The sequence below is a fragment of the Sphingopyxis sp. J-6 genome (assembly GCF_046603995.1).
Lineage (GTDB): Bacteria > Pseudomonadota > Alphaproteobacteria > Sphingomonadales > Sphingomonadaceae > Sphingopyxis.
Map to the genome: position 1 here is coordinate 4,402,958 of NZ_CP145810.1, position 20,194 is coordinate 4,423,151.

Consider the following 20,194-nt stretch of genomic DNA (forward strand, 5'->3'; position numbering starts at 1 on the left):
CTTGCGCCTGAAAGGGCGCTCGCCGGTGCCGTCATTTGCGGCGGCGGAACAGGAAGCGGGCCGGGCCTTTACCTTCTTTTCACGGCGGGCCATTATCGCGGGGCTTGAGGGACCACTCGCATCGCTGGAACCTCTATATGCCCCTCGCCCGTGAAATGCAGCGACTGCGCGACGAGCATGCGGCGCTGGTCACGCTGGCGCGCATCCTGACCGGCCTGATCCGTGCGCCGCAGCCGCCGCGGATGACCGAACTGGCGGCGGCGCGCGGCCTGCTCCGCGACACGCTGCTCCGCCATCTCAAATGCGAGGACTGGATCCTCTACCCGCGACTCAAGGCCAGCGGCGATCCCGAACTGATCCGGATCACGCGCGAGTTCGAACTCGAAATGGGCGATCTTGCCGACGATTTCGCCGCCTATGATGCCGAATGGACCGAAGCGAAGGTCGCGGCGGCATGGCCGGACTTCTGCCGCGCAACGGCGATCATGCTCGATATGCTGGCGGTCCGGATCGAGCGCGAGGAAGCCGACCTCTATCCGCTCGCCGAAAATCTCCGCCCGGCCCGCGGCGCCATCGCGGCGGTCGCGGTTCAGGGCCGGATCGACAATTTCCAGCTGAATGCGACGCGCCAACCCTGATCGAAGCCAGGAACCGGCTGTTTCCAGGCGTCGGCGACTTCCACCCCGACGGTGGCATATTCGGCATAGGAAAGGCGAATGCCGCCGCCCCAACTGCCAAGCCGGAAATCCGTGTCGGGGTTTGTCGGCCGCGCGAGCAACGTGACATCGGCATAATCGATAAAGCCGTAGATCTCGCTCTTCGAGAATTTGCCGGTGGCCAGCGGGCGCAGCGCGAGTTCGCCGAAGGTCGCGATACCGCGGTCGCCGTTCACAAGACCGTCGTCGGGGCACGGCCGAATGTGGCGCCGCCGACGCTGAACCTTTGTGCAGCGGGCAGGCGGTCGCGCGTCCAGCGGCCGGTCGCTGCGACCCGCGCGACGGCGATCTTGCCGATCGCCTGATTCGCCTCGATCCCCGCGTCGGCATAGAGGAAACCCGCCTCGCCGGTGCCGGGATCGACCCGGGCCCCGGCGATATCGAGGCCCTTCGCGGCGCCGATCCGGGCGCCGACCACGGTGCGGTCCTCGCTGAGCCGAAAGGCGAGGCTGGTGCTGGCCGTCCAGGTCGTTTCGGCGGCGATCGTCGATCCGAACAGCGCATTTTCGGAATCGAGATAATCGATCCGCGCCGCTAGCGTCAGGTTGCGCCGCGTCGCCCGGATGAGCGGGTGCGAAACGCCGAGCCCCGCGCTCCACGCGTCGCCGTCGATGGCGAGGTTTCGCGGCCGGGTGCGGAGCGCCGCGAGCGACAGCTCGGCGCGCGTACCGTCGGCACCGATCGGCGTCGCATGGCTCGCTGCGACATAGAGGAGCGATTTGAAGTTGAGCGCCGCGGCGCCGGTCAGCCGGGTTTCGTCGCCGCTTCGCAGCAGGCTGCTGCCGCGGGCGTTCGCTTCGACGATGCCGTCCTCGACGAACTGGCTGGTCCGGGTCGTGAAACCGAGGCCGACGGTCGGCTTCTTGGCGTCGAGTGCAAGGTCGAGCGCAACCGCGCCGGGCTCGCTGCCGAGCGCCAGCGCTGGGGTGACGGTGACCCCCGGCACATCGCCGATATTGCCGAGCACGCGCTCGAAACGCGCGCGGGACGACGAGCGCTCGCCGGGGAGGCGGGCCGCCATCCGGGCGATCAGCGGCGCCGGGCCGCCGTCGCTTTCACCGCTCAGCGTCACGGTCGAAACATGACCTTCGGCGGATGCGACATCGATCACGCCGTCGGACAAATCCTGTTCGGGGATGACGAGGGTGAAGAGGGCGACGCTCGACCGGTTATAGGCGCGCGTCATGGCGGCGGCGAGCCTGGTCAGATTGTCCGCCGACGCGGGCTTGCCGACGAAGCGTTGCGCCGCGCGCGCGACATTGCGCGGAACTCCGGCGCCGATGAAGCGGATTTCGCGGATGGTGACGTCGGGCCGCGCGCCGAGCTCGACCTTGCCGAGCGCAATTTTGGACGTTTCGGGGTCGGGGAGCGGATTGTCGCGGCCCTGCGTCGGGGCGAGCGGCGGCCGGCCGTCGATCGGCGTGGCAGCCGGCTGCGCTGCCGAGGCCGCAGCGGGCAGGAGCAAGGCCCCTGCCGCCGCGACCCCGAAGCTGCGCAGACTGCGCAACGGCGGTATCAGTTGCCGCCCTTCGGCTTCGGCCCGCCGAGGAGCGTGCTGACCGTTCCGGTGACCCCCGAGACGAGCCCGCCGGCCGGCGTCGCAGTGCCGGGGCCGACAAGGCCGCCAACCGCGAGGGCGCCTGCGTTACCGAGCCCGACACCGTTTCCGGCGGGGCCTGCGGGACCGGCCGGGCCGGCAGGCCCTTCGGGACCAGCCGGGCCGCGCGCACCGGCGGCGCCGGCCGGACCCGCCGGGCCGACGCTGCCGACGCGGTAATGACCCGAGGATTCACACGCGGCGAGCGCGAGGCATGCCGGGATCAGAACAAGATGGGACGGGTGGATAGCAAGTCGGGAAAAAGGCATAACTTCCTCCTTGGCACGGTCTGCCCCCGACGAAAAAGCGTCGTGCCGGAATATTTAGTTCCGAATTTTCATATGGTTAAATATCGTTCATCGTGATTGGTAGCCATCGCGCGGCAGCGATCCCGCCACAGGACGACCGTCCGGCGGTTCGCCGCGCTTAACCCTCTTTTTAGCGCCGGAGCGCTTGGCCTATGCGGCGGGCGGGGCGGCGTGTCCTGTAATGGCACAGGATTATTGCGGCGGATCGATGCGCTGACGGGAGGTGTTGCTGCGGTGTCGGTGCTTGATTTGCGGGGCCGCCTCGCCTAGCCGCCCGGGCAAGCATTGGAGATTTTCAAGATGACCGACACCCCGCCCGATCGCCTGTCGACCAACCCGCGCTCGCCCCATTTCGACATGGAGGTGCTGCAGCGCGGTATCGGCATCCGCTTCAAGGGCAAGGAACGCACCGACGTCGAGGAATATTCGATTTCCGAAGGCTGGATCCGCGTCGCGGCGGGCAAGTCGAAGGACCGCTTCGGCCAGGCGATGACGATCAAATTGTCGGGCGAGGTCGAGGCGTGGTTCGAGGATACGGCGGCCGAAGACGGCGAAGCCGCGGCCGACTGAGCCGCTCGGCCGTCGGTACGCGGCCTCAGTCGAACACCGACCAGCCCGCCGCATAGGCGAAATGTTCGAGGGCGAGCGCGCCGACGAGCGACGTTCCCGCCTCGTTGAGCCCCGGCGACCAGACCGCGATCGATCCCTGTCCCGGCGCGATGCACAGGATGCCGCCGCCGACGCCGCTCTTGCCCGGCAGGCCGACGCGAAAGGCGAATTCGCCGCTGTTGTCGTAATGGCCGCACAGCATCATGATCGCGTTGATGCGGCGCGCGCGGTGCGGGTCGATCAGTTGCTCGCCGGTCAGCGGATCGCGTCCTTCCATCGCGAGGAACAGTCCGGCCTTGGCGAGCTGGCGGCAACTCATCGCGATCGCGCACTGGCGGAAATAGACCCCTGTCACCGCCTCGACCGGATGACGCAGATTGTCGAACGCCTGCATGAAATAGCCGAGGCTGCGGTTGCGGGCGCCGGTTTCGGATTCGGAAGCGGCGACGTCGCGGTCGATATCGACGCCGTCGTCGCCGGCGCGGGCCCGGATGAAATCGAGTATCTCGTCGACCACCGCGTCGCCGCCCCGGCCGTCGATCAGCCGGTCGGTCGTCGCGATCGCGCCGGCGTTGATCAGCGGGTTGCGCGGAATGCCCTGTTCGCTTTCGAGCTGGACGATCGAGTTGAACGCCGACCCCGACGGCTCGCGGCCGACGCTGTCCCATAGCGAACTGCCGACGCGGCGGAGCGCGAGCGCCAGCGTAAAGACCTTCGACACCGACTGGATCGAAAAGGCGATGTCGGCGTCGCCGGCCGCATGCACCGTGCCGTCGGGAAGCGCGAGCGCGAAGCCGAAGTGGTTCGGGTCGACCTTTGCCAGCGCCGGGATATAGTCGGCGACCCTACCCTGACCGCGATGCGGCAGGGCGACCTGATAGGCTTCGGCGACGCAGCGGGCGAGATCGGGAGTCATGCGCTTTTCCTAGCAACTTCACACGCGATTGCATGTATTTTCAATTTCGTAAAAATATTGTATATAAGGGAAATCAAATCACTGATTCGGGAGATGAAGCATGGCCGAACATCGCGCAAAGGGGCTGTCGAGCGCCATCTGTTATCGCGACAGCAAGGCGGCGTTCCGCTGGCTCGAGGCGGCCTTCGGCTTCGAACCTTTGTTCGTGCTGCTCGATGCCGACGGCAATCTTGCGCACAGCGAGATGGAATATGGCAATTCGACGATCATGATCGGCAACGAATGGTCCGACGATCACCGCAGCCCCGCGAACCTCGGCGGCAAGAATACGCAGACGGTGCATGTCCAGCTTGCCCGCGGCGAGGATATCGACGCGCATTGCGAAGCGGCGCGCGCGGCGGGCGCCGACATCATCGCCGAACCCGAAACGCAATTCTATGGCGACCGCAGCTATCGGGCAAAGGACCCCGAGGGGCATATCTGGACCTTCGGCGTCACGGTCGAGGACAAGAGCGCCGACGAGTGGGACGCCGAGGGCGGCTTCACGACGAAGACGCGGCTCGACGATTGAGCGCGGCGGTCGACCGCACGCTGGCCGCGCTTGCCGACCCCGTGCGGCGCCGCGCGGTCGAACTGCTCGGCCAGCGGCCGCGCAGCGCGGGCGAGCTGGCGAGCGACTTGGGGCTCGCGCCGCCCGCGATGAGCCGGCATTTGCGCGCGCTGAAGCAGGGCGGGCTGGTCGAGGACGGGCATCCCCATTTCGACGCGCGCGTGCGCATCTACAGCCTCAAGCACGGCGCGACCGACGGGCTCAAACAATGGCTCGCCGAGACCGAAGCGCTGTGGACGCACCAGCTCGCGGCGTTCAAGGCCCATGTCGAGGGCGGCGAATGAACGGCGCGGCGGTGATCGTCGCGCTGCGCGTCGCGGTGACCCCGCAGGCCGCTTTCACCGCCTTCACGCGCGACATCGGGACTTGGTGGAAAAGCCATCCGTTGTTCCAGCTTTCGCGCAAGGGCGACGGCGCGCTGCGCTTCGATCCCGCCGGGCCGGGCGGCCGCCTCGTCACGCGCTTCGCCGATGGCGAGGAGTGGGAGATCGGACCGGTGCGCCACTGGCTGCCGGGCGAAAGGCTCGCTTTCGGCTGGCGCCTGCCGAGCTTCGCCGCCGGTCAAGGAACCGAGGTCGATGTCCGCTTCGAGGCGGTCGGCGCGGAGACGCGCGTGACCGTCGAGCATCGCGGCTGGGACGCGATCCCGCAGCAGCATGTCGCGCGCCACGGCTTCGAACTGATGCTGTTCCAGCGGCGGCTGGGCGAGCATTGGCGAGCGTTGCTGAAGGCGATGGCGGAACGAGCGTAGCCGATGGCGGCATTGGGGTGGAAAGCGGACTGGGAAATTCAACCCGGCGGAAGACCGCTGGTGTATGTCAGGTCGCCGAACTTTCGAAGGTGGATATCCGTGAAGCCTGCCTTGATCATCAGTTGGCGGGCGCGACCTACGCACTTTTCCGTTTCGCTATCGAGCACGAGATCAATTTGGCGCGATTTCTCTGGCAAGCCTTTCATCCAATTGAACAAGCTGTTCCCGTCCATCGAAATCATGTCTTGGACGCCATACCTACATTTTCCGCCTTCGCTGCCGACGAAGACCGGGTAGCCAGCGTACTGCTCGGCCGAAGAAAATTCGAGAGGCGCCATCCCCGCGCAACCAGCTAGTAATCCTGCGAGGCCGACTACCAAGTATTTCATATAGTGTGGCTATCACATTTCAGACCGTCTGCAATCGGCCGAAACCGGACATCGCGGCGAAGGGCTTGCCCCCCGCTCGCCGCAACGCCACATCAACTCCATGCTCCTCCCCGCCCCCTTCACCGACTGGTTCGCAGCGCGCGGGTGGCGGCTGCGGCGGCATCAGGCCGACATGCTTGCGGCGGCGGGGCGCGGCGAGCATGCGCTGCTTGTCGCGGCGACCGGTGCGGGCAAGACGCTGTCGGGCTTCCTGCCGACGCTCGTCGATCTGGTGGAAAATCCCTCCGACCGCCTGCACACGCTTTATGTGTCGCCGCTGAAAGCGCTGGCGGCCGACGTCGAGCGCAACCTCACCGCCCCGATCGCCGAAATGGGGCTCGATATCAGCGTCGAGAGCCGCAGCGGCGATACCTCGTCCGACAAGAAGGCGCGGCAGCGGAGCCGGCCGCCGAACATCCTGCTGACCACCCCCGAATCGCTGTCGCTGCTGCTGTCCTATCCCGACAGTTTCGCGATGTTCGCCGAACTCAAGACGGTGGTAATCGACGAAATCCACGCCTTCGCCCCCGGCAAGCGCGGCGACCTGCTCAGCCTGTCGCTCGCCCGGTTGCAGCAGATCGCGCCCGCGCTGCGCCGCGTCGGCCTGTCGGCGACGATCGCCGACCCGCCGCAATATGCCGCTTGGCTCGCGCCCGACAGCCGCGGCGAGGCGGTGACGATCGTCGAAGGCGAGCCGGGCGCCGAGCCCGATATTGCGATATTGCTCCCCGAAGGGGCGGTGCCCTGGGCGGGGCATTCGGGGCGTTATGCCGTCCATCAGGTGATGGAAGTGATCGCGGCGAACCGCACGACGATCATCTTCTGCAACACCCGCGGGCTCGCCGAACTGATCTTTCAGGAGCTGTGGAAGGTCAACGACCTCGGCCTGCCGATCGCGATCCACCACGGCAGCCTCGACCGCGAGGCGCGCCAGCGCGCCGAAACCGCGATGGCCGAAGGCCGGCTGCGCGCGCTCGTCGCGACCGCCAGCCTCGACCTCGGGCTCGATTGGGGCGACGTCGACTGTGTGATCCAGATGGGGGCACCGAAAGGCTCGTCGCGGCTGTTGCAGCGCATCGGCCGCGCCAACCACCGGCTCGACGAGCCGAGCCGCGCGCTGATCGTCCCGGGCAACCGCTTCGAATATCTGGAGGCGCGGGCGGCACTGGATGCGGTGGAAGCGGGCGAGCGCGATGCCGACCGCTTCCGCCCCGGCGCGCTCGACGTGCTCGCGCAGCATGTGATGGCGCTCGCCTGTGCGGCACCGTTCCGCGAGGACGAACTGCTCGCCGAGGTGCGGAGCGCGGCGCCGTACCGCTGGCTCGATGCCGAGCTGTTCGCGCGCCTGCTCGGCTTCGTGCGCGACGGCGGCTATGCGCTCAAAAGCTACGATCGCTTCCGCCGCCTCGCGCCCGACGGACAGGGTGGTTGGCGCATCGCGCACCCGCGGCTGGCGGCGCAGCACCGGCTTAACGCCGGGATCATCGTCGAGGCGCCGATGGCCGAGGTGCGCTTCAAGAACGGCCGGCGGCTCGGCAAGGTCGAGGAATATTTCGCCAGCACGCTGTCGCCCGGCGATACCTTCGCCTTTGCGGGGCTCAGCCTCGAGGTCGAATCGATCCGCGACACCGACCTGATCGTCCGCGCGACGACGCGGCCGGCGCGTATCCCGAGCTATATGGGTGCGCGCATGGCGATTTCGACGCGGCTTGCCGACCGGGTGCGCGGCTTCCTTGCCGATCCGGCGAGCTGGCAGCGCTTTCCCGAGGATGTGCGCTTCTGGCTGGAGATGCAGGCGCTGCGCTCGGTCCTGCCGCGTCCCGGCGAACTGCTTGTCGAGACCTTCCCGCACGAGGGTGCCCATTATATGGTCGCCTATCCGTTCGAGGGGTGGAACGCGCACCAGTCGCTCGGCATGCTGATCACCAAACGGATGGAGCGTGCGGGGTTGCAGCCGCTGGGCTTCGTCGCCTCCGACTATGCGCTTGCCATCTGGTCGCTGCGGCCGGTGGCCGACCCCGCGACGCTGTTCGACGCGGCGATCCTCGAAGGCGAGTTCGTCGAATGGGTCGAGCGGTCGCACCTGCTGAAGCGGGCGTTTCGCGAGGTCGCGGTGATCGGCGGGCTGATCGAGCGCCAGCATCCGGGCAAACGCAAGACCGGCAAGCAGGTGACCTTTTCGACCGACCTGATTTTCGATGTGCTGCGCAAATACGAACCCGACCACCTGCTGCTCGAGGCCGCCTGGGCCGATGCGCGGGAGCGGCTGACCGACGTAGCGCGGCTTGGCGACCTGCTCGACCGCGCGGCGGGGACGATGGTGCATCGGACGCTCGAACGGATCAGCCCGCTCGCCATTCCCGTATTGGTGCTGATCGGGCGCGAGAATGTCGCCGCCGCCGATATCGACGACGCGCTACTCGGCGAGCTCGCCGATGCGCTGGCGGATGAAGCGATGCGGCCCGATTAGGCTGGTATGGGGCGGAATCCCGGCTAGCGGCAGTCCTCGATCACGCGGCCGATTTCGGACTGGACGGGCAGGGTCAGCCCGCTGCCGCCGGGGGTTTCCAGCGCAAAGCGTCCGCGGCTGAAGGCGATGCGGTCGAGGCGGATGTCGCGGTTCGGGACCGTCGCATTGCCGTCCTCGAAACGGAGCTGGTCGGTGCCGGCGCTGGTGCGCAGGCTGACGTCGCCGGCAAGGCCCGAGGTCAGGCGAATCGCGCTGCCGGTGCACGCCATGGTCAGCAGCGGGGCGGCGCCGCCGGTCGGCACGAAAGCGGCGGTGCGGCTGCCCGCGTCATAGCGCCACGCGCCATTGTTGACCGCGCGGCTTTCCCACGACCCGCTCGTCGGCGGCGCGGGCGCCGGCGCGGGGGCCGGGGTCGGCAGCGGCGCGGGGGCGGGCGGCGGGGCTTCGGGGGTCGGGATGGCGGTACAGCTCGCGACGGCGAGCATCAGCGGCACGGCGGTGCCGTATCGAAACCAGGCGCGCTGCCAGCTCATTCGCCGAATCCTTGCCAATCGATCACTTCTTCCAGCTCTACGCGCGGCACCGGCCACTGGTTCACCGCCGCGCCTTCATCGGCATAGCCGATCGCGAGCCCCGAAAACAGGATCTGGTCGTCGCCGAGCCCCAGCGTGCGGCGGACGGTGGCGCCATACATCGCCCAGCATTCCTGCGGGCAGCTCGCGAGGCCATGTTCGACGAGCAGCAGCATCACCGATTGCAGCCACATCCCCATGTCGGACCATTGCGGCGGGCCCATGATCCGCGAGCAATGGAGGAACAGCATCACCGGCGCGCCGAAGCCGCGGTAATTGTGGCGGAACTGGTCGAGCCGCGCCGGCTTGTCCTCGCGCGGGATGCCGAGTGATGCATAGAGCGCCTCGCCGACGCCGTAACGGCGGCTTTCCCACGGATCGGTCAACCCCTTGGGATAGATGTCATATTCGGGCTCATAACCCTCGCGCCCCATCGCGATCCGCGCCGCGACCGCATCCTGCACCGCCTGCCACGGCGCGCCGGTCAGTATCGTCACCTGCCACGGCTGGAGGTTGCCGCCCGATGGCGCGCGCTGCGCGGCGGCGAAGATGTCGCGGAGCAGTGCGGGCTCGACCGGCCGGTCGGTAAAGGCGCGCACCGAGCGGCGGCGATGCAGCGCATCGGTTACCGAGGCGGTGGCGGCGGGCGGGGAAAGCGTATCAGTCACTGGCATATTTATCCTCGCGGCGCTTGCCGAACAGCAGCTTGCGTTCGAGCCGGGCCTTCAACTGGCGATAGTAGTTCAGCAGGAAGACGTCATCCTCTTCGGCGACGGGACGCCCGATTTTAGCGCGGATCGTGTCGGCGACCTCGCGCATCGCGCGCGCGTCGCGGGCGCGCAGCACGCGTTCGAGCTCCTGCAGCTCGAAAATTCCGTAGACCGACAGTTCGGCTTCGGTGAAGGCGATGGCGCCCGTCTGGTCGCCGGCGACCCCGATATCGGCATCGAGCTTGACGCGCTGCGCCATCACCACCCACGTCCCCGCGATCAGGTCGCCCATCCGCATCCGGTCGCGATTGAACAGCAGGAACAGGCTGAGCGTCAGCGACCAGAGCACGCCCGCGAGCACGGTCCAGCCCGATATGGCATCCTCCGAAATGCCGTTGCCGAGCATCATCAGCGGCAGGAAGAGTTCGAGTTCGCGGATCAGGTTGCGCGCGACCACCGCGTCGGCCGTCAGTCGCCCGCCGTCGCGCGCGACGACGCGAATCCCCATCAGCCGTTTGCCCGGCGTCGCGGCGCGTTGCCCGAGTTCGAAGCCGATGAACCAGAAGGTCCTGAGCGCGAAGAAGCCGAGCATCCAGACGATATAGGCGATGTCGGACTTCGACCCGACGCCGACCCACGCGATCAGAAAGGAAAAGACGAGCAGGGCGACGACGATCAGCGTCAGGTCGACGACCAGCGCGCCGAGGCGCAGCCCCGCACTCGCGATCTTCAGTTCGAGGTCGACGCCCTCGGGCGTGATGAACTGGCGGATTTTCTTCGCGCGCGCCTCGCGCAGCTTGAGGTTGCTCGCGGCGGTCATGTGACATCCTCGCGCCGCGGGACATAATAATAGGCGAGCCAGAACAGCAGCATCAGCGTGCCGATGCCATAGCGTAGCAGCGTGTCGGTGATGAGCTGGCGGCCGAAGCCTTCGAGCAGCCCGGCAACGAGCAGCATCAATATCACCCCGACCATCACCTTGCCCGCGGTGCGCCCGGCAGCGGACGCCGCCTCCAGCCGTCCGCGCGCGCCGGGGAAGACGACCGCGGTGCCGATCCGGAGCCCGGCGGCGCCCGACAGCGCCGCGGCGAACAGCTCGGTCGTGCCGTGGATGAACAGCCAGCCGCCGAAATCGAAACCGAGGCCCTTGTTCGCGAAGACTGCGAGCATCGCGCCGAGCCCGATGCCCTGATAATATTCGAGCATCATCGTCGGCACGCCGAAGGCGAAACCGAGCGCGAAGGAGAGGATCGACACCTGGCTGTTGTGGGTGAACAAAAAGGTCGCGAAGACGTGGAGCCCGCTTTCCTGTTCAACTGCCGCCTTGCCATGTCCGAGCGTCGACTGGAGATATTCGGCCGTCGCGCGCGGATCGCGGCCGCCCGACATGCTTTCGTCGACGAAGTTGAAATACCATTCGGGCTGGTGCGCGACGAGCGAGTAGCTGGTCAGCGCGCCGAGGACGATGATCAGCGCGATGACGATCGTTTCCTTCCACACCGACCGCACCGCGGCGGGCCAGTCGTAGAGGAAGAAGCGCCGGAGCCGGCTGAGCCGCGTCTCGCGCACGCCATAGACGAGGAAATAGCCGCGGATCGACAGCGCCTCGAGATGGTCGAGCAGCGCCTTGTCGAGGCTGGTCGCGCGCGCGATCGACAGCGACGACAAGGTGGCGCGATAGAGCAAAGGCAGTTGCAGCAGCTCGTCGCTGGTCAGCGCCTTGGCGCCCTTCTTTTCCAGCTTGGTGAGCAGCAGGTCGAAGGCGATCCAGTCGGCCTCGCGTTCGGCGCGAAAGCGGCCGGTCGAAAAGGCCGGCGCGGTGACGGCGGGGGCGGCGGGCGCGGTCACAGGCTGCCGGCCCGTTTGATGCCGAGATAGGCGTCGACCGCGCTTGCGCCCATCGCGTCGGCCGGAACCTCGATCACGTCGGCGCCGAGCCGCTGCAGCCGCGCGATCACGAGTTGCCGGTCGCGCAGCATCGCCGCCGCGACGTTCGATCGCGTGACGTCGGCGCCGCTTTCGGGACGCCGCCTTTCCTCGCCCTCGACCTCTTCGTCCTTGATGACGACGAACAGCAGGCGGTGCTTCTGCACCAGCCGGCCGGCGGCGCGGATCATCAGGTCGGCGCTCGTCGCATCGGTGAATTCGGTGAACAATATGATCAGCGACCGCCGGTTGAGCTGGGCGCTCAGCGTGGTGAGCGCGAGGGTGAAATTGCTTTCGACATGCGCATAGTCGATCAGGCTCGCGGCGCGTTGCAGCGCGGGGAAATCCTGTGTGTGCATATAGGCGGGGGTCAGCGTGTGCGGCTTTGCCGCGAATGAAAAGAGGCTGATCCGGTCGTTGAGCTTCAGCCCGACATAGGCGAGGAGCAGCGCCGCCGACACCGCGCGGTCGACGCGCGGCATGCCGCCGACCGGTTCGGCCATCGTCCGTCCGCCGTCGATGGCGAGGACGACGCGATTGTCGCGCTCGACGCGATATTCCTTGGCGAGCAGTTTGACGTGGCGCGCCGTGGCGTTCCAGTCGATCGCGCGACGATCCATCCCCGGCTGATATTCGGCGAGCGCTTCGAACTCGGTGCCTTCGCCGCGAAAGCGCTGCTGGCGGAGGCCGAACCAGCTGTTGCGCTGGAACAGCCGGCTGCCTTCCTCGGTCACCGCGCGCAGGCTGGGGACGATGCTGATCGGGCGGTCGATCGCGAAGCGGCGCTGTTTCCAGACGAGTCCGAGGGGGCCCGCCCAGCGGATCCACAGCGCCTCGACCAGCGCCTGTCCGCGCCGAGTCGCGGCGAGCGACAGCGTCTGGGCGAGCGTTTGCGGTCTGCCGTCGCCGGTGTCGACCGCGCGCAGCGTGCCGGCGAGGCGCCCGCCGGCGGCGAGCCGGTCGTCGAGCGCGAGCGCGAGTTCGGCGCGCCGCGGTACCGCGACCCCGCTGGCGGTGACCGACAGGTCGAACGGGTCGCCGACGCCGACCTGATGCGGAAAGCGGGTGTCGAGCGCAAGGCGGCGCGGGCTGGCGCCGGCAATCGTGTCGAGAAGCAGGCAGGCGAGAATCACCGCGATCCACCCGGGCGCGACCAGCCACAGTTCGGGCCGGACCAGCCCGAGCGCCAGCGCCAGCGGGGCACCGAGCAGCAGCAAATAGATGGCGCGTCGGGTGGGGTAGATCACCGGGGCACTTCCTCGCGTTCGAGCAGCGCCGCGACGACCTGTTCGACATTGCGGCCCTCGATCTCGGCGGCGGCCGACAGGATGACGCGGTGGCGCAGGACGCCGGCGGCGAGGCGCTGGATATCGTCGGGGATCACATAGTCGCGGCCGTCGAGCGCCGCCGCGGCGCAGGCGGCGCGCGCCAGCAGGGTCGCGGCGCGCGGGCTGGCGCCGCACTCCAGGTCGGCGCTCTCGCGCGTCGCGCGGACGAGGCGGACGATATAATCGACGATCTCGTCGGCGAGGCGGACGGTCGCGATCGTGTCGATCGCGGCGCCGATCGCCTTGGCACCGGCGACCTTGGTCACACCGAAATCACTGACCGCGGGGCTTTTGAAGCGTCCGCCATGGTCGGCGACGATGCGGCGTTCCTCCGCGGCGTCGGGATAATCGACGACGAGCTTGAACAGGAAGCGGTCGAGCTGCGCTTCGGGCAACGGATAGACGCCCTGCTGTTCGATCGGGTTCTGCGTCGCCAGCACGGTGAAGCGCGGGCTCATCATATGGGGTTCGCCGTTGATCGTGACGCGGCGTTCCTGCATCGCTTCGAGCAGCGCGGCCTGCGTCTTCGGCGGGGTGCGGTTGATTTCGTCGGCGAGCAGCAGTTCGGTGAAGATCGGCCCCTTGGTGAGGGTGAAGCTCGACGTCTGGAAGTTGAACAGGTTCGACCCCAATATGTCGCCCGGCATCAGGTCGGGGGTGAACTGGATGCGCCCGAAATCGAGACCCGTGGCACGCGCGAAGGCTTGCGCCAGCAGCGTCTTTGCAGTTCCCGGCGGGCCTTCGAGCAGGACATGGCCGCCCGCGAGCAGTGCGATCGTCACCATGCGGGTCAGCGGCCCCTGCCCGAACACGACCTTGGCGACCTCGCCCTCGATCGCGGCGCCGAGCGCCTGCACGCCCGCGATCCCTTCGGCGATATTATTGGCTGTCACGGAGTAAATCCTTCCTGATGTCGTGCAGCGCCTGCGCGTCTGCCAGAAATTCGTGGGTGTTGCGCGCCAACGGCAGCCGCCGGGCGAGCGCGGAGAAGAGGTCGCTGCCGGCCGGCAGATGCTTGTCGATCCACGCGTCGGTCGCGTCGTCGTCGAGCCCCGACGGCGCGTGGAGCCGCCGCGCGATGGCGCCGCGCTGGCTTTTCACAAAAGCGTCGGCGCCGTCGAGTTCGCGCCGCGCCTGCTTGATCAGGTCGGCACTGTTGGCGATCAGCGCCGCTTTCGAGACGGGAATTGCGCGGGCGGGCTTCAGCGCCGGGCCGAAGCGCGCCCATGCCTGCCACAGCGCGAGCAGCCCCGCCGCGATCAGGCACAGGGTGATGCCGATAAACGGCGGGACAAAGGCGAAACGGAGCAGCGAGCGCCCGCCGCCGAGGCCGTTCAGCGTGACGTCGAAGGCGAGCGCGTTCGCATCGGCATCCTCGCCGATCGCGTCGATCAGCATCGCCGCGCCGCGCGCCTTGTCGCGCGAAGCAAAGGCGAGATTGTTGATCAGGTCGGGGTCGGCGAGGATATAGCGGTCGTGCTCGCGCGACCGTGCCAGCACCGCGCCGCCATCGGGCCCCGCGATCAGCACGTCGAGCTGCTCGCCCTTCACCGTCTGCACATTGGCGGGCAGCGTCACCGAAAATGCGCGGTTCGCGAGGTCGGCCGGCACCACCGCGGCCTTGCCCGGCGTTGCGGCGACCGTCACCTTGCCGAACAGCGCTTCGGGGAGCAGCCGCGCGGACGGGGTCACGGGGATGCCCGCGCCGACCCAGCCGGGTTTGGCCGCCTGCCCGGGGACGGTCATCACCTCCCATTTCGGCAGTATGATCAGGACTTTGCCGCCGCTTTGCGCGTCGATCAGCTCGCTAATCTCTTCGGGCCGGCTGCGATGCGTCGGCGTCAGGATGAGCAGCGGGTGATATTCTTCATAGCTTTGGCTTTCGACCGTGCGACGCAGTTCGACCTCGGCACCGGCGCGTTCGAGAAGGTCGACGATCCCCGCATAGCCCGGCGCGCCCTTCGCCAGCGCATGGCCGCCGCCGTTGTTGCCGCTCGACAATTGCGGGCCGAGCGCGATCAGCGCCCAGAGCGCGATGAAGGCGATGACGCCGATCGCGACGACCCCCGCGATCAGGCGCGGGTTGAACCCATGGTCGCTGGCGGCGGCGCCGCTCATGTCCGCGCCCAGTTACGCGGTACCGTCAGTTCGGCGTAGGCGCTGCGGCACTGGTCCCACGCCCCCGCATCGATCGATCGCCCGCCGAACAGGCTGATCTCGACCGCGCGCGCGATGCGGCTGAACGCGTCGCGGGCGACGCCGGGCAGGTCGTGCGCTTCGGCGAGTTCGCGCGAGGTCATCGCCGGGCGGACAAGCCCCGGGCGCCGCCCTTCGATATCCTCGACGCTGCGATAGAGCAGCAGATGGATCGCTTCGGCGAAGCGGCCCTCGGCGGCGAGCGCGTCGGCTTCGGCGAGCAGCGCGCGCGCGGCGCCGGCTTCGGCCTGTCCGACCTGATCCTCCTCGGCCGCGGCGCGCCGCCGCCCGAAACGCAGCCGGTCGACCCATTCGGCGAAGGCCGGAACGAAATGATAGAGGATGAACAGCAGAAGCAGCGCGGCGCCGACCCACAATATGGGCTTTACCGCCGGCGCACTCCACTGGAAGAAGTCGCCGATCGCATTGAACAGCGATTTCAGCCATTCGGGTGTTTCGGGCTGCGGTGGCGGGGGCGGAAAGCCCGTCTGGATTTCGCCGCCCGCGACGGTCTGGCCATAGCCGGGGTCGACGAGTTCGGTATCGATCAGCCATCCCTGACCATCTACAGGGCCGGCGGACTCGGCGGCGGCCGAAGCCTGGGCGATCCACAAGGATATCATGTTGAAAAGATGGCCCCGCCCCGGTCGTTCATCGGACGAGTGGTAGCGCGATGCGGCGCGGGAAGGCAAGAGAGGCTTGCGCGGCGAACGGCCCCGTTCTAGCGCGCGAAGATCGACGGGTGGTTGCCGGCGCAACCATGTTGACGCGGTGGGAGACGGGCATTGGACGCGGCGCAGGCAGTGCATGAGAAATTTTTGGCCGCGCTGGCAGGAAGAAATCTCCCGGGACGCCCCGATGCGCCCGATCCCGCCGCCATCGGCCTGTCGCGCAGCGACGCCACCGACATCTTCCTGTCACAACTCACCAGCCGCCAGATGGACCGGCTGTCGCGCCATCTGCAGGCGCGCGGCGAGGGTTTCTATACGATCGGATCGTCGGGGCACGAGGGCAATGCCGCAGTCGCCGGTGCGCTGCGCGTCACCGATATGGCATTCCTCCACTATCGTTCGAACGCCTTCCAGCTCCACCGCGCGCGCCAGCTTCCCGGCGGCACGCCGACGTGGGACATGCTGCTGAGCTTCGCGGCGTCGAGCGAAGATCCGATCTCGGGCGGGCGGCACAAGGTGATCGGGTCGAAACCGCTCGCGATCCCGCCGCAGACCTCGACGATCGCTTCGCACCTGCCGAAGGCGGTCGGCGCCGCCTTTTCGATCGGTATCGCGCGGCGGCTCGGCATGAAGGAGTTGCCGCTTCCCGACGACGCGGTGGTGCTGACCAGCTTTGGCGATGCCTCGGCCAACCATTCGACCGCGCAAGGCGCGTTCAACACCGCGGGCTGGACGGCGTTCCAGGGCTCGCCGATGCCGCTCATCTTCCTGTGCGAGGATAATGGTATCGGGATTTCGACGCGGACGCCGACGGGATGGATCGAGGCGCAGTTCCGCCATCGCGCCGGGCTCCACTATATCCAGTGCGACGGCACCGACCTTGCCTCGGCCTATGCGGGTGCGAAGGAAGCCGCCGACCATGCGCGGCGGACCCGCAAGCCGGTGTTCCTTCACATGGCGACGGTGCGCCTCTATGGCCACGCCGGTTCGGACGTGCAGGGCGCCTATCTGCCCAAGGCGCTGATCGAGTCCGACGAGGCGCGCGATCCGCTGCTCAAGGGCGCGGCGCTGATGGCGGAGCAGGGCTGGATGTCGCCCGCCGAGGTCGCCGACGCCTATGAGGAGATCGGCGCGACATTGGCGCGGCAGGCCGAAGCGGCGATCCTGCGGCCCAAGATCACCACCCCTGCGCATGTGATGGCCAGCCTCGTGCCGCCGAAGCGCGAGGTTGTTCGCGCCAACAGCCCTGCGGCCGAGGACCGCAAGGCGATGTTCGGCAGCGATGCCGGGCAGATGGACAAGCCGATGCATATGGCGCGGCTCTTGAGCTGGGCGCTCGCCGACCTGATGCTGGCGCACAAGGAAATCGCGGTGATGGGCGAGGACGTCGGGCCGAAGGGCGGCGTCTATAACGTTACCGCGAAGCTCCACCAGCGTTTCGGTTCGGCGCGCGTCATCAACACTCTGCTCGACGAACAGGCGATTCTCGGGCTGGCGATCGGCATGGCGCACAACGGGTTCGTCCCGATGCCCGAGATCCAGTTCCTCGCCTATGTCCACAATGCCGAGGACCAGATCCGCGGCGAGGCGGCGACATTGAGCTTCTTCTCGGACGGCCAATATACCAATCCGATGGTCATCCGCATCGCGGGGCTCGGCTATCAGAAGGGCTTCGGCGGCCATTTCCACAACGACAACAGCCTTGCGGTGTTTCGCGACATCCCCGGGGTCATCCTCGCGGTGCCGTCGAACGGCCGCGATGCGGTGCAGATGCTGCGCGAATGCGTAAGGCTGGCGCGCGAGGAACAGCGCGTCGTCGTCTTCGTCGAACCGATCGCGCTCTATATGACGCGTGACCTCCACGAGGAAGGCGACGGCCTGTGGACCAGCGTCTATGAAGCCCCGGGCGAAGGCGCCCCGATCCGCCTTGGCGATGTCGGGGTGTACGGGCAGGGCACCGACCTTGCGATCGTTACCTATGGCAACGGCACTTATTTGTCGCGGCAGGCCGAGAAATTGCTCGCCGCCGACGGCGTCAAGGCGCGCGTCATCGACCTGCGCTGGCTCGGGCCGGTAGACGAGGAGAAGCTGATCGCCGCGGTCGGCGATGCCAAGCGCGTTCTGATCGTCGACGAATGCCGGATCACCGGATCGCAGAGCGAGGCGCTGATGGCGAGTTTCGTCGAGCGCACGCCGGATAAGAAGCTCGCGCGGATTGCCGCCGACGACAGCTTCATTCCGCTGGGGCGCGCGGCAACGCTGACGCTGCCGAGCCGTGACAGCATCTACGCTGCCGCGAAGGAGTTGCTGGCATGAGCGCGCGCAGGAGTGCGCTCGTCGTCGCCCCCGGCCGCGGCACCTATGGCAAGGGCGAACTCGGCAGCATCGCGCGGCTGCACGGTGCGCGTTTCGCCGAACTGCTCGCGAATTTCGACGCCCAGCGCGCCGACCGCGGCCAGCCGACGGTCACCGAACTTGACGGTGCCGAGCGGTTCAGCGTCGCGACGCATATGCGCGGCGATGTCGCCGCGCCGCTGATCTATACTGCGACCGCGCTCGACTGGCTCAGCATCGATCGCGACAAATATGATGTCGTCGCGGTCGCGGGCAATTCGATGGGCTGGTACAGCGCGCTAGCGCTCGGCGGCGCGGTATCGGTCGAAGACGGTTTTCGGATTTCGAATGCGATGGGCCTCAACAGCCAGAGGCACGGCCCTGGCGGGCAGATTTTGCTGCAGGTCGTCGACGAGGATTGGCGCCCGGTCGCCGGGCTGCGCGAAAGGCTTTTCGATCTTGTCGCCGACATCGGCTCGCGCCGCGGCTGCGCGCTCGCGCTGTCGATCGATCTGGCCGGCATGCTGGTCTTCGCGGGCAATGAGGACGGTCTCGCCGCGCTACTCGCCGAAGCACCCCCGACCCCGGGCCGCGATCCCCTACGCCTCGCGGGCCATGGCCCCTTCCACACCCCGTTGATGTTCGGCAGCTCGGACAAGGCGAAGGCCGAATTGCCCGCCTCGCTGTTCGGCGCCCCCACGATCCCGATGATCGATGGCCGCGGTCATATCTGGCGCCGCTTCGCGAGCGATCCGACCGCAGTTTGGGATTACACCTTCGGCCACCAGATCCTCGCGCCCTATGATTTCGCGCTGTCGGTGCAGGTTGCGGTCAAGGAATATGCCCCCGATGTCATCATCCTGCCCGGCCCGGGCGACACGCTCGGCGGCGCGATCGCGCAGTCGCTGATCGGCATCGAATGGCAGGGCATCCGCGGCAAGGCCGACTTCATGGCGCGGCAGGCGGCCGATCCGATCCTGATGTCGATGGGCCGCGCCGAACAGCGCGGTCTGGTTACGTAAAAGCTGAAGGCAGGGCCGGCGCCGGTGGGAAGCCGCCGCCAGCCCTGCTCGATTGCGCGTGCCAGGTGGGGTTGGCATGCGCGGGCGAACGGCTGCGCCAATGGGGACCAACTCAAGGGCGGTACGCCGTTCAATCTCCTTATAGGGGCGCCGCGACCGATCCGGTTGCCTGCCCCTGATCTTATGCGCCGAAACGGATAGGGTTCGGCGGTTCGCCGGCCGATTCGGCGATGAATTGCAATCGCAGCAGTTCGGCGACGCTGCCGACCTGCGCGCGCCGCATGATGTTGGCGCGGTGGACCTCGACGGTGCGCGGGCTGAGGTCGAGGCGGCGGGCGATCGCCTTGTTGCCGAGCCCCGCCGCGATCGCGCCGACGATATCGCGTTCGCGCGGCGTCAGCGCGGCGAGCCGCATTTCGGCGTCGCGATGCCGGGTCAGCGCATCCTGCCGGAGGTGCCAGTCGCCGAGCGAACGGTCGACGGCGCGGCGGACAAGCCGCGGGTCGAGCGGGGCGGGGAGCAGATCCTGCGCGCCGCCGCGTAAAATCGCGCGCGATTCGGCGATGCTCAGCCGGTCGGCAGCAACGAAAATCGTCGTGTTGACGCGCCCCGCGATCCGGTCGAGCAGCGCTGCGCCGCTCGTCGGGCCCGGTTGACGCCAGTGGAACAGCAACAGGCCGCCTTCATGCTCGGCCCCGGCCTCGAGCCAGGCGTCGGCGTTCGCAAAGCTGCGTACGACCCGGCTGCTGCCCGCCGCGAGCGCGCGAAAACAGGCCGCGCGCTCGGTCGGGTCCGGCAGGACGAGATGGATATGGCCCCCATGATCGCTCACCCCGCCCTGCTGCCGCGCCGGGCGCGGCAAGCCCAGTGCGATTCAGTCGGCTTCGGCGCCAGTTCGGAGCAAGGAGCGGGCGGCAAGTCGTCGCCGCGGCGCAAATATCTGGTGACCCCTACGGGAATCGAACCCGTGTTTCAGCCGTGAGAGGGCCGCGTCCTGACCGCTAGACGAAGGGGCCATGGCGTGGCCGGA

At 67.9% G+C, this 20,194-nt stretch carries 22 protein-coding genes and 1 tRNA gene; 8 read left to right on the forward strand and 15 right to left on the reverse strand.

The window, feature by feature from the left end:
• Positions 1-137: 137 nt before the first annotated feature.
• A complete protein-coding gene (locus V6U71_RS20975; RefSeq protein ID WP_411340217.1) occupies positions 138-638 on the forward strand; it encodes a hemerythrin domain-containing protein in 501 nt (166 codons plus the stop codon).
• Here the strand turns inward: V6U71_RS20975 and V6U71_RS20980 are convergent.
• From V6U71_RS20980 to V6U71_RS20990, 3 genes are read right to left on the reverse strand one after another with little or no spacing between them, the layout of a single operon-like run.
• Entirely contained in the window at positions 590-892 is a 303-nt protein-coding gene (locus V6U71_RS20980; protein WP_411340218.1) for a hypothetical protein, read from the reverse strand. The two genes, V6U71_RS20975 and V6U71_RS20980, sit on opposite strands and share 49 nt — an antisense overlap.
• On the reverse strand, positions 889-2,223 hold the full coding sequence (locus V6U71_RS20985; protein ID WP_411340219.1) for a ShlB/FhaC/HecB family hemolysin secretion/activation protein: 1,335 nt from the start codon (positions 2,221-2,223) through the stop codon (positions 889-891). The genes V6U71_RS20980 and V6U71_RS20985 overlap by 4 nt, the downstream gene beginning before the upstream one ends.
• An 8-nt stretch (positions 2,224-2,231) precedes the next feature.
• A complete protein-coding gene (locus V6U71_RS20990) occupies positions 2,232-2,582 on the reverse strand; it encodes a hypothetical protein (RefSeq protein WP_411340220.1) in 351 nt (116 codons plus the stop codon).
• A gap of 339 nt (positions 2,583-2,921) precedes the next feature.
• On the opposite strand from V6U71_RS20990, the gene V6U71_RS20995 reads away from it, so the two are divergent.
• Positions 2,922-3,191, forward strand: coding sequence for a DUF3297 family protein (locus tag V6U71_RS20995; protein ID WP_054590480.1), 270 nt, complete (start codon positions 2,922-2,924; stop codon positions 3,189-3,191).
• Between the two features lie 25 nt (positions 3,192-3,216).
• Here V6U71_RS20995 and V6U71_RS21000 read toward each other — a convergent pair whose 3' ends face one another.
• Positions 3,217-4,146, reverse strand: a complete 930-nt coding sequence (locus V6U71_RS21000; protein WP_411340221.1) for a glutaminase — start codon at positions 4,144-4,146, stop codon at positions 3,217-3,219.
• A gap of 100 nt (positions 4,147-4,246) precedes the next feature.
• On the opposite strand from V6U71_RS21000, the gene V6U71_RS21005 reads away from it, so the two are divergent.
• The 3 genes from V6U71_RS21005 to V6U71_RS21015 are packed head-to-tail and all read left to right on the forward strand — an operon-like array spanning position 4,247 to position 5,507.
• Positions 4,247-4,717: a VOC family protein gene (locus V6U71_RS21005; protein WP_411340222.1), complete on the forward strand. Its 471-nt coding sequence runs from the start codon at positions 4,247-4,249 to the stop codon at positions 4,715-4,717.
• The gene (locus V6U71_RS21010) at positions 4,714-5,040 is read left to right on the forward strand and encodes an ArsR/SmtB family transcription factor (protein ID WP_054732434.1); all 327 of its coding nucleotides are present in this window, start codon (positions 4,714-4,716) and stop codon (positions 5,038-5,040) included. The genes V6U71_RS21005 and V6U71_RS21010 overlap by 4 nt, the downstream gene beginning before the upstream one ends.
• Positions 5,037-5,507, forward strand: coding sequence for an SRPBCC domain-containing protein (locus V6U71_RS21015; protein WP_411340223.1), 471 nt, complete (start codon positions 5,037-5,039; stop codon positions 5,505-5,507). Before V6U71_RS21010 ends, V6U71_RS21015 begins: the two co-directional genes overlap by 4 nt.
• Positions 5,508-5,545: 38 nt before the next feature.
• On the opposite strand, the gene V6U71_RS21020 is transcribed toward V6U71_RS21015, so the two are convergent.
• Entirely contained in the window at positions 5,546-5,896 is a 351-nt protein-coding gene (locus tag V6U71_RS21020) for a hypothetical protein (protein ID WP_411340224.1), read from the reverse strand.
• A 100-nt stretch (positions 5,897-5,996) separates the two neighbouring features.
• Between V6U71_RS21020 and V6U71_RS21025 the strand changes: the two genes are divergently transcribed.
• Positions 5,997-8,405 carry a ligase-associated DNA damage response DEXH box helicase gene (locus tag V6U71_RS21025; protein WP_411340225.1) on the forward strand — a complete coding sequence of 803 codons (2,409 nt, stop codon included), beginning with the start codon at positions 5,997-5,999 and terminating at the stop codon, positions 8,403-8,405.
• A 23-nt stretch (positions 8,406-8,428) separates the two neighbouring features.
• On the opposite strand, the gene V6U71_RS21030 is transcribed toward V6U71_RS21025, so the two are convergent.
• From V6U71_RS21030 to V6U71_RS21065, 8 genes are all read right to left on the reverse strand, one after another.
• On the reverse strand, positions 8,429-8,938 hold the full coding sequence (locus V6U71_RS21030) for a hypothetical protein (RefSeq protein WP_411340226.1): 510 nt from the start codon (positions 8,936-8,938) through the stop codon (positions 8,429-8,431).
• On the reverse strand, positions 8,935-9,651 hold the full coding sequence (locus V6U71_RS21035; RefSeq protein WP_411340227.1) for a nitroreductase: 717 nt from the start codon (positions 9,649-9,651) through the stop codon (positions 8,935-8,937). The genes V6U71_RS21030 and V6U71_RS21035 overlap by 4 nt, the downstream gene beginning before the upstream one ends.
• A complete protein-coding gene (locus V6U71_RS21040) occupies positions 9,638-10,507 on the reverse strand; it encodes an RDD family protein (protein ID WP_411340228.1) in 870 nt (289 codons plus the stop codon). The genes V6U71_RS21035 and V6U71_RS21040 overlap by 14 nt, the downstream gene beginning before the upstream one ends.
• Positions 10,504-11,535 (reverse strand): stage II sporulation protein M, encoded by a 1,032-nt coding sequence (locus V6U71_RS21045; RefSeq protein ID WP_411340229.1) that lies wholly within the window; start codon positions 11,533-11,535, stop codon positions 10,504-10,506. The genes V6U71_RS21040 and V6U71_RS21045 overlap by 4 nt, the downstream gene beginning before the upstream one ends.
• A complete protein-coding gene (locus V6U71_RS21050) occupies positions 11,532-12,860 on the reverse strand; it encodes a DUF58 domain-containing protein (protein WP_411340230.1) in 1,329 nt (442 codons plus the stop codon). The genes V6U71_RS21045 and V6U71_RS21050 overlap by 4 nt, the downstream gene beginning before the upstream one ends.
• A complete protein-coding gene (locus tag V6U71_RS21055; protein ID WP_411342385.1) occupies positions 12,857-13,726 on the reverse strand; it encodes an AAA family ATPase in 870 nt (289 codons plus the stop codon). The genes V6U71_RS21050 and V6U71_RS21055 overlap by 4 nt, the downstream gene beginning before the upstream one ends.
• Before the next feature lie 94 nt (positions 13,727-13,820).
• Positions 13,821-15,059, reverse strand: a complete 1,239-nt coding sequence (locus V6U71_RS21060; protein ID WP_411340231.1) for a DUF4350 domain-containing protein — start codon at positions 15,057-15,059, stop codon at positions 13,821-13,823.
• The gene (locus tag V6U71_RS21065; protein WP_411340232.1) at positions 15,056-15,760 is read right to left on the reverse strand and encodes a DUF4129 domain-containing protein; all 705 of its coding nucleotides are present in this window, start codon (positions 15,758-15,760) and stop codon (positions 15,056-15,058) included. Before V6U71_RS21065 ends, V6U71_RS21060 begins: the two co-directional genes overlap by 4 nt.
• 195 nt (positions 15,761-15,955) lie before the next feature.
• On the opposite strand from V6U71_RS21065, the gene V6U71_RS21070 reads away from it, so the two are divergent.
• Positions 15,956-18,124, forward strand: coding sequence for a dehydrogenase E1 component subunit alpha/beta (locus tag V6U71_RS21070; RefSeq protein WP_411340233.1), 2,169 nt, complete (start codon positions 15,956-15,958; stop codon positions 18,122-18,124).
• Entirely contained in the window at positions 18,121-19,164 is a 1,044-nt protein-coding gene (locus V6U71_RS21075; RefSeq protein WP_411340234.1) for an ACP S-malonyltransferase, read from the forward strand. Before V6U71_RS21070 ends, V6U71_RS21075 begins: the two co-directional genes overlap by 4 nt.
• Positions 19,165-19,345: 181 nt before the next feature.
• On the opposite strand, the gene V6U71_RS21080 is transcribed toward V6U71_RS21075, so the two are convergent.
• Both V6U71_RS21080 and V6U71_RS21085 read right to left on the reverse strand, forming a co-directional pair.
• Positions 19,346-19,996 carry a response regulator transcription factor gene (locus V6U71_RS21080; protein WP_411340235.1) on the reverse strand — a complete coding sequence of 217 codons (651 nt, stop codon included), beginning with the start codon at positions 19,994-19,996 and terminating at the stop codon, positions 19,346-19,348.
• A 109-nt stretch (positions 19,997-20,105) separates the two neighbouring features.
• Positions 20,106-20,180, reverse strand: a tRNA-Glu gene (locus V6U71_RS21085).
• Between the last annotated feature and the right edge of the window lie 14 nt (positions 20,181-20,194).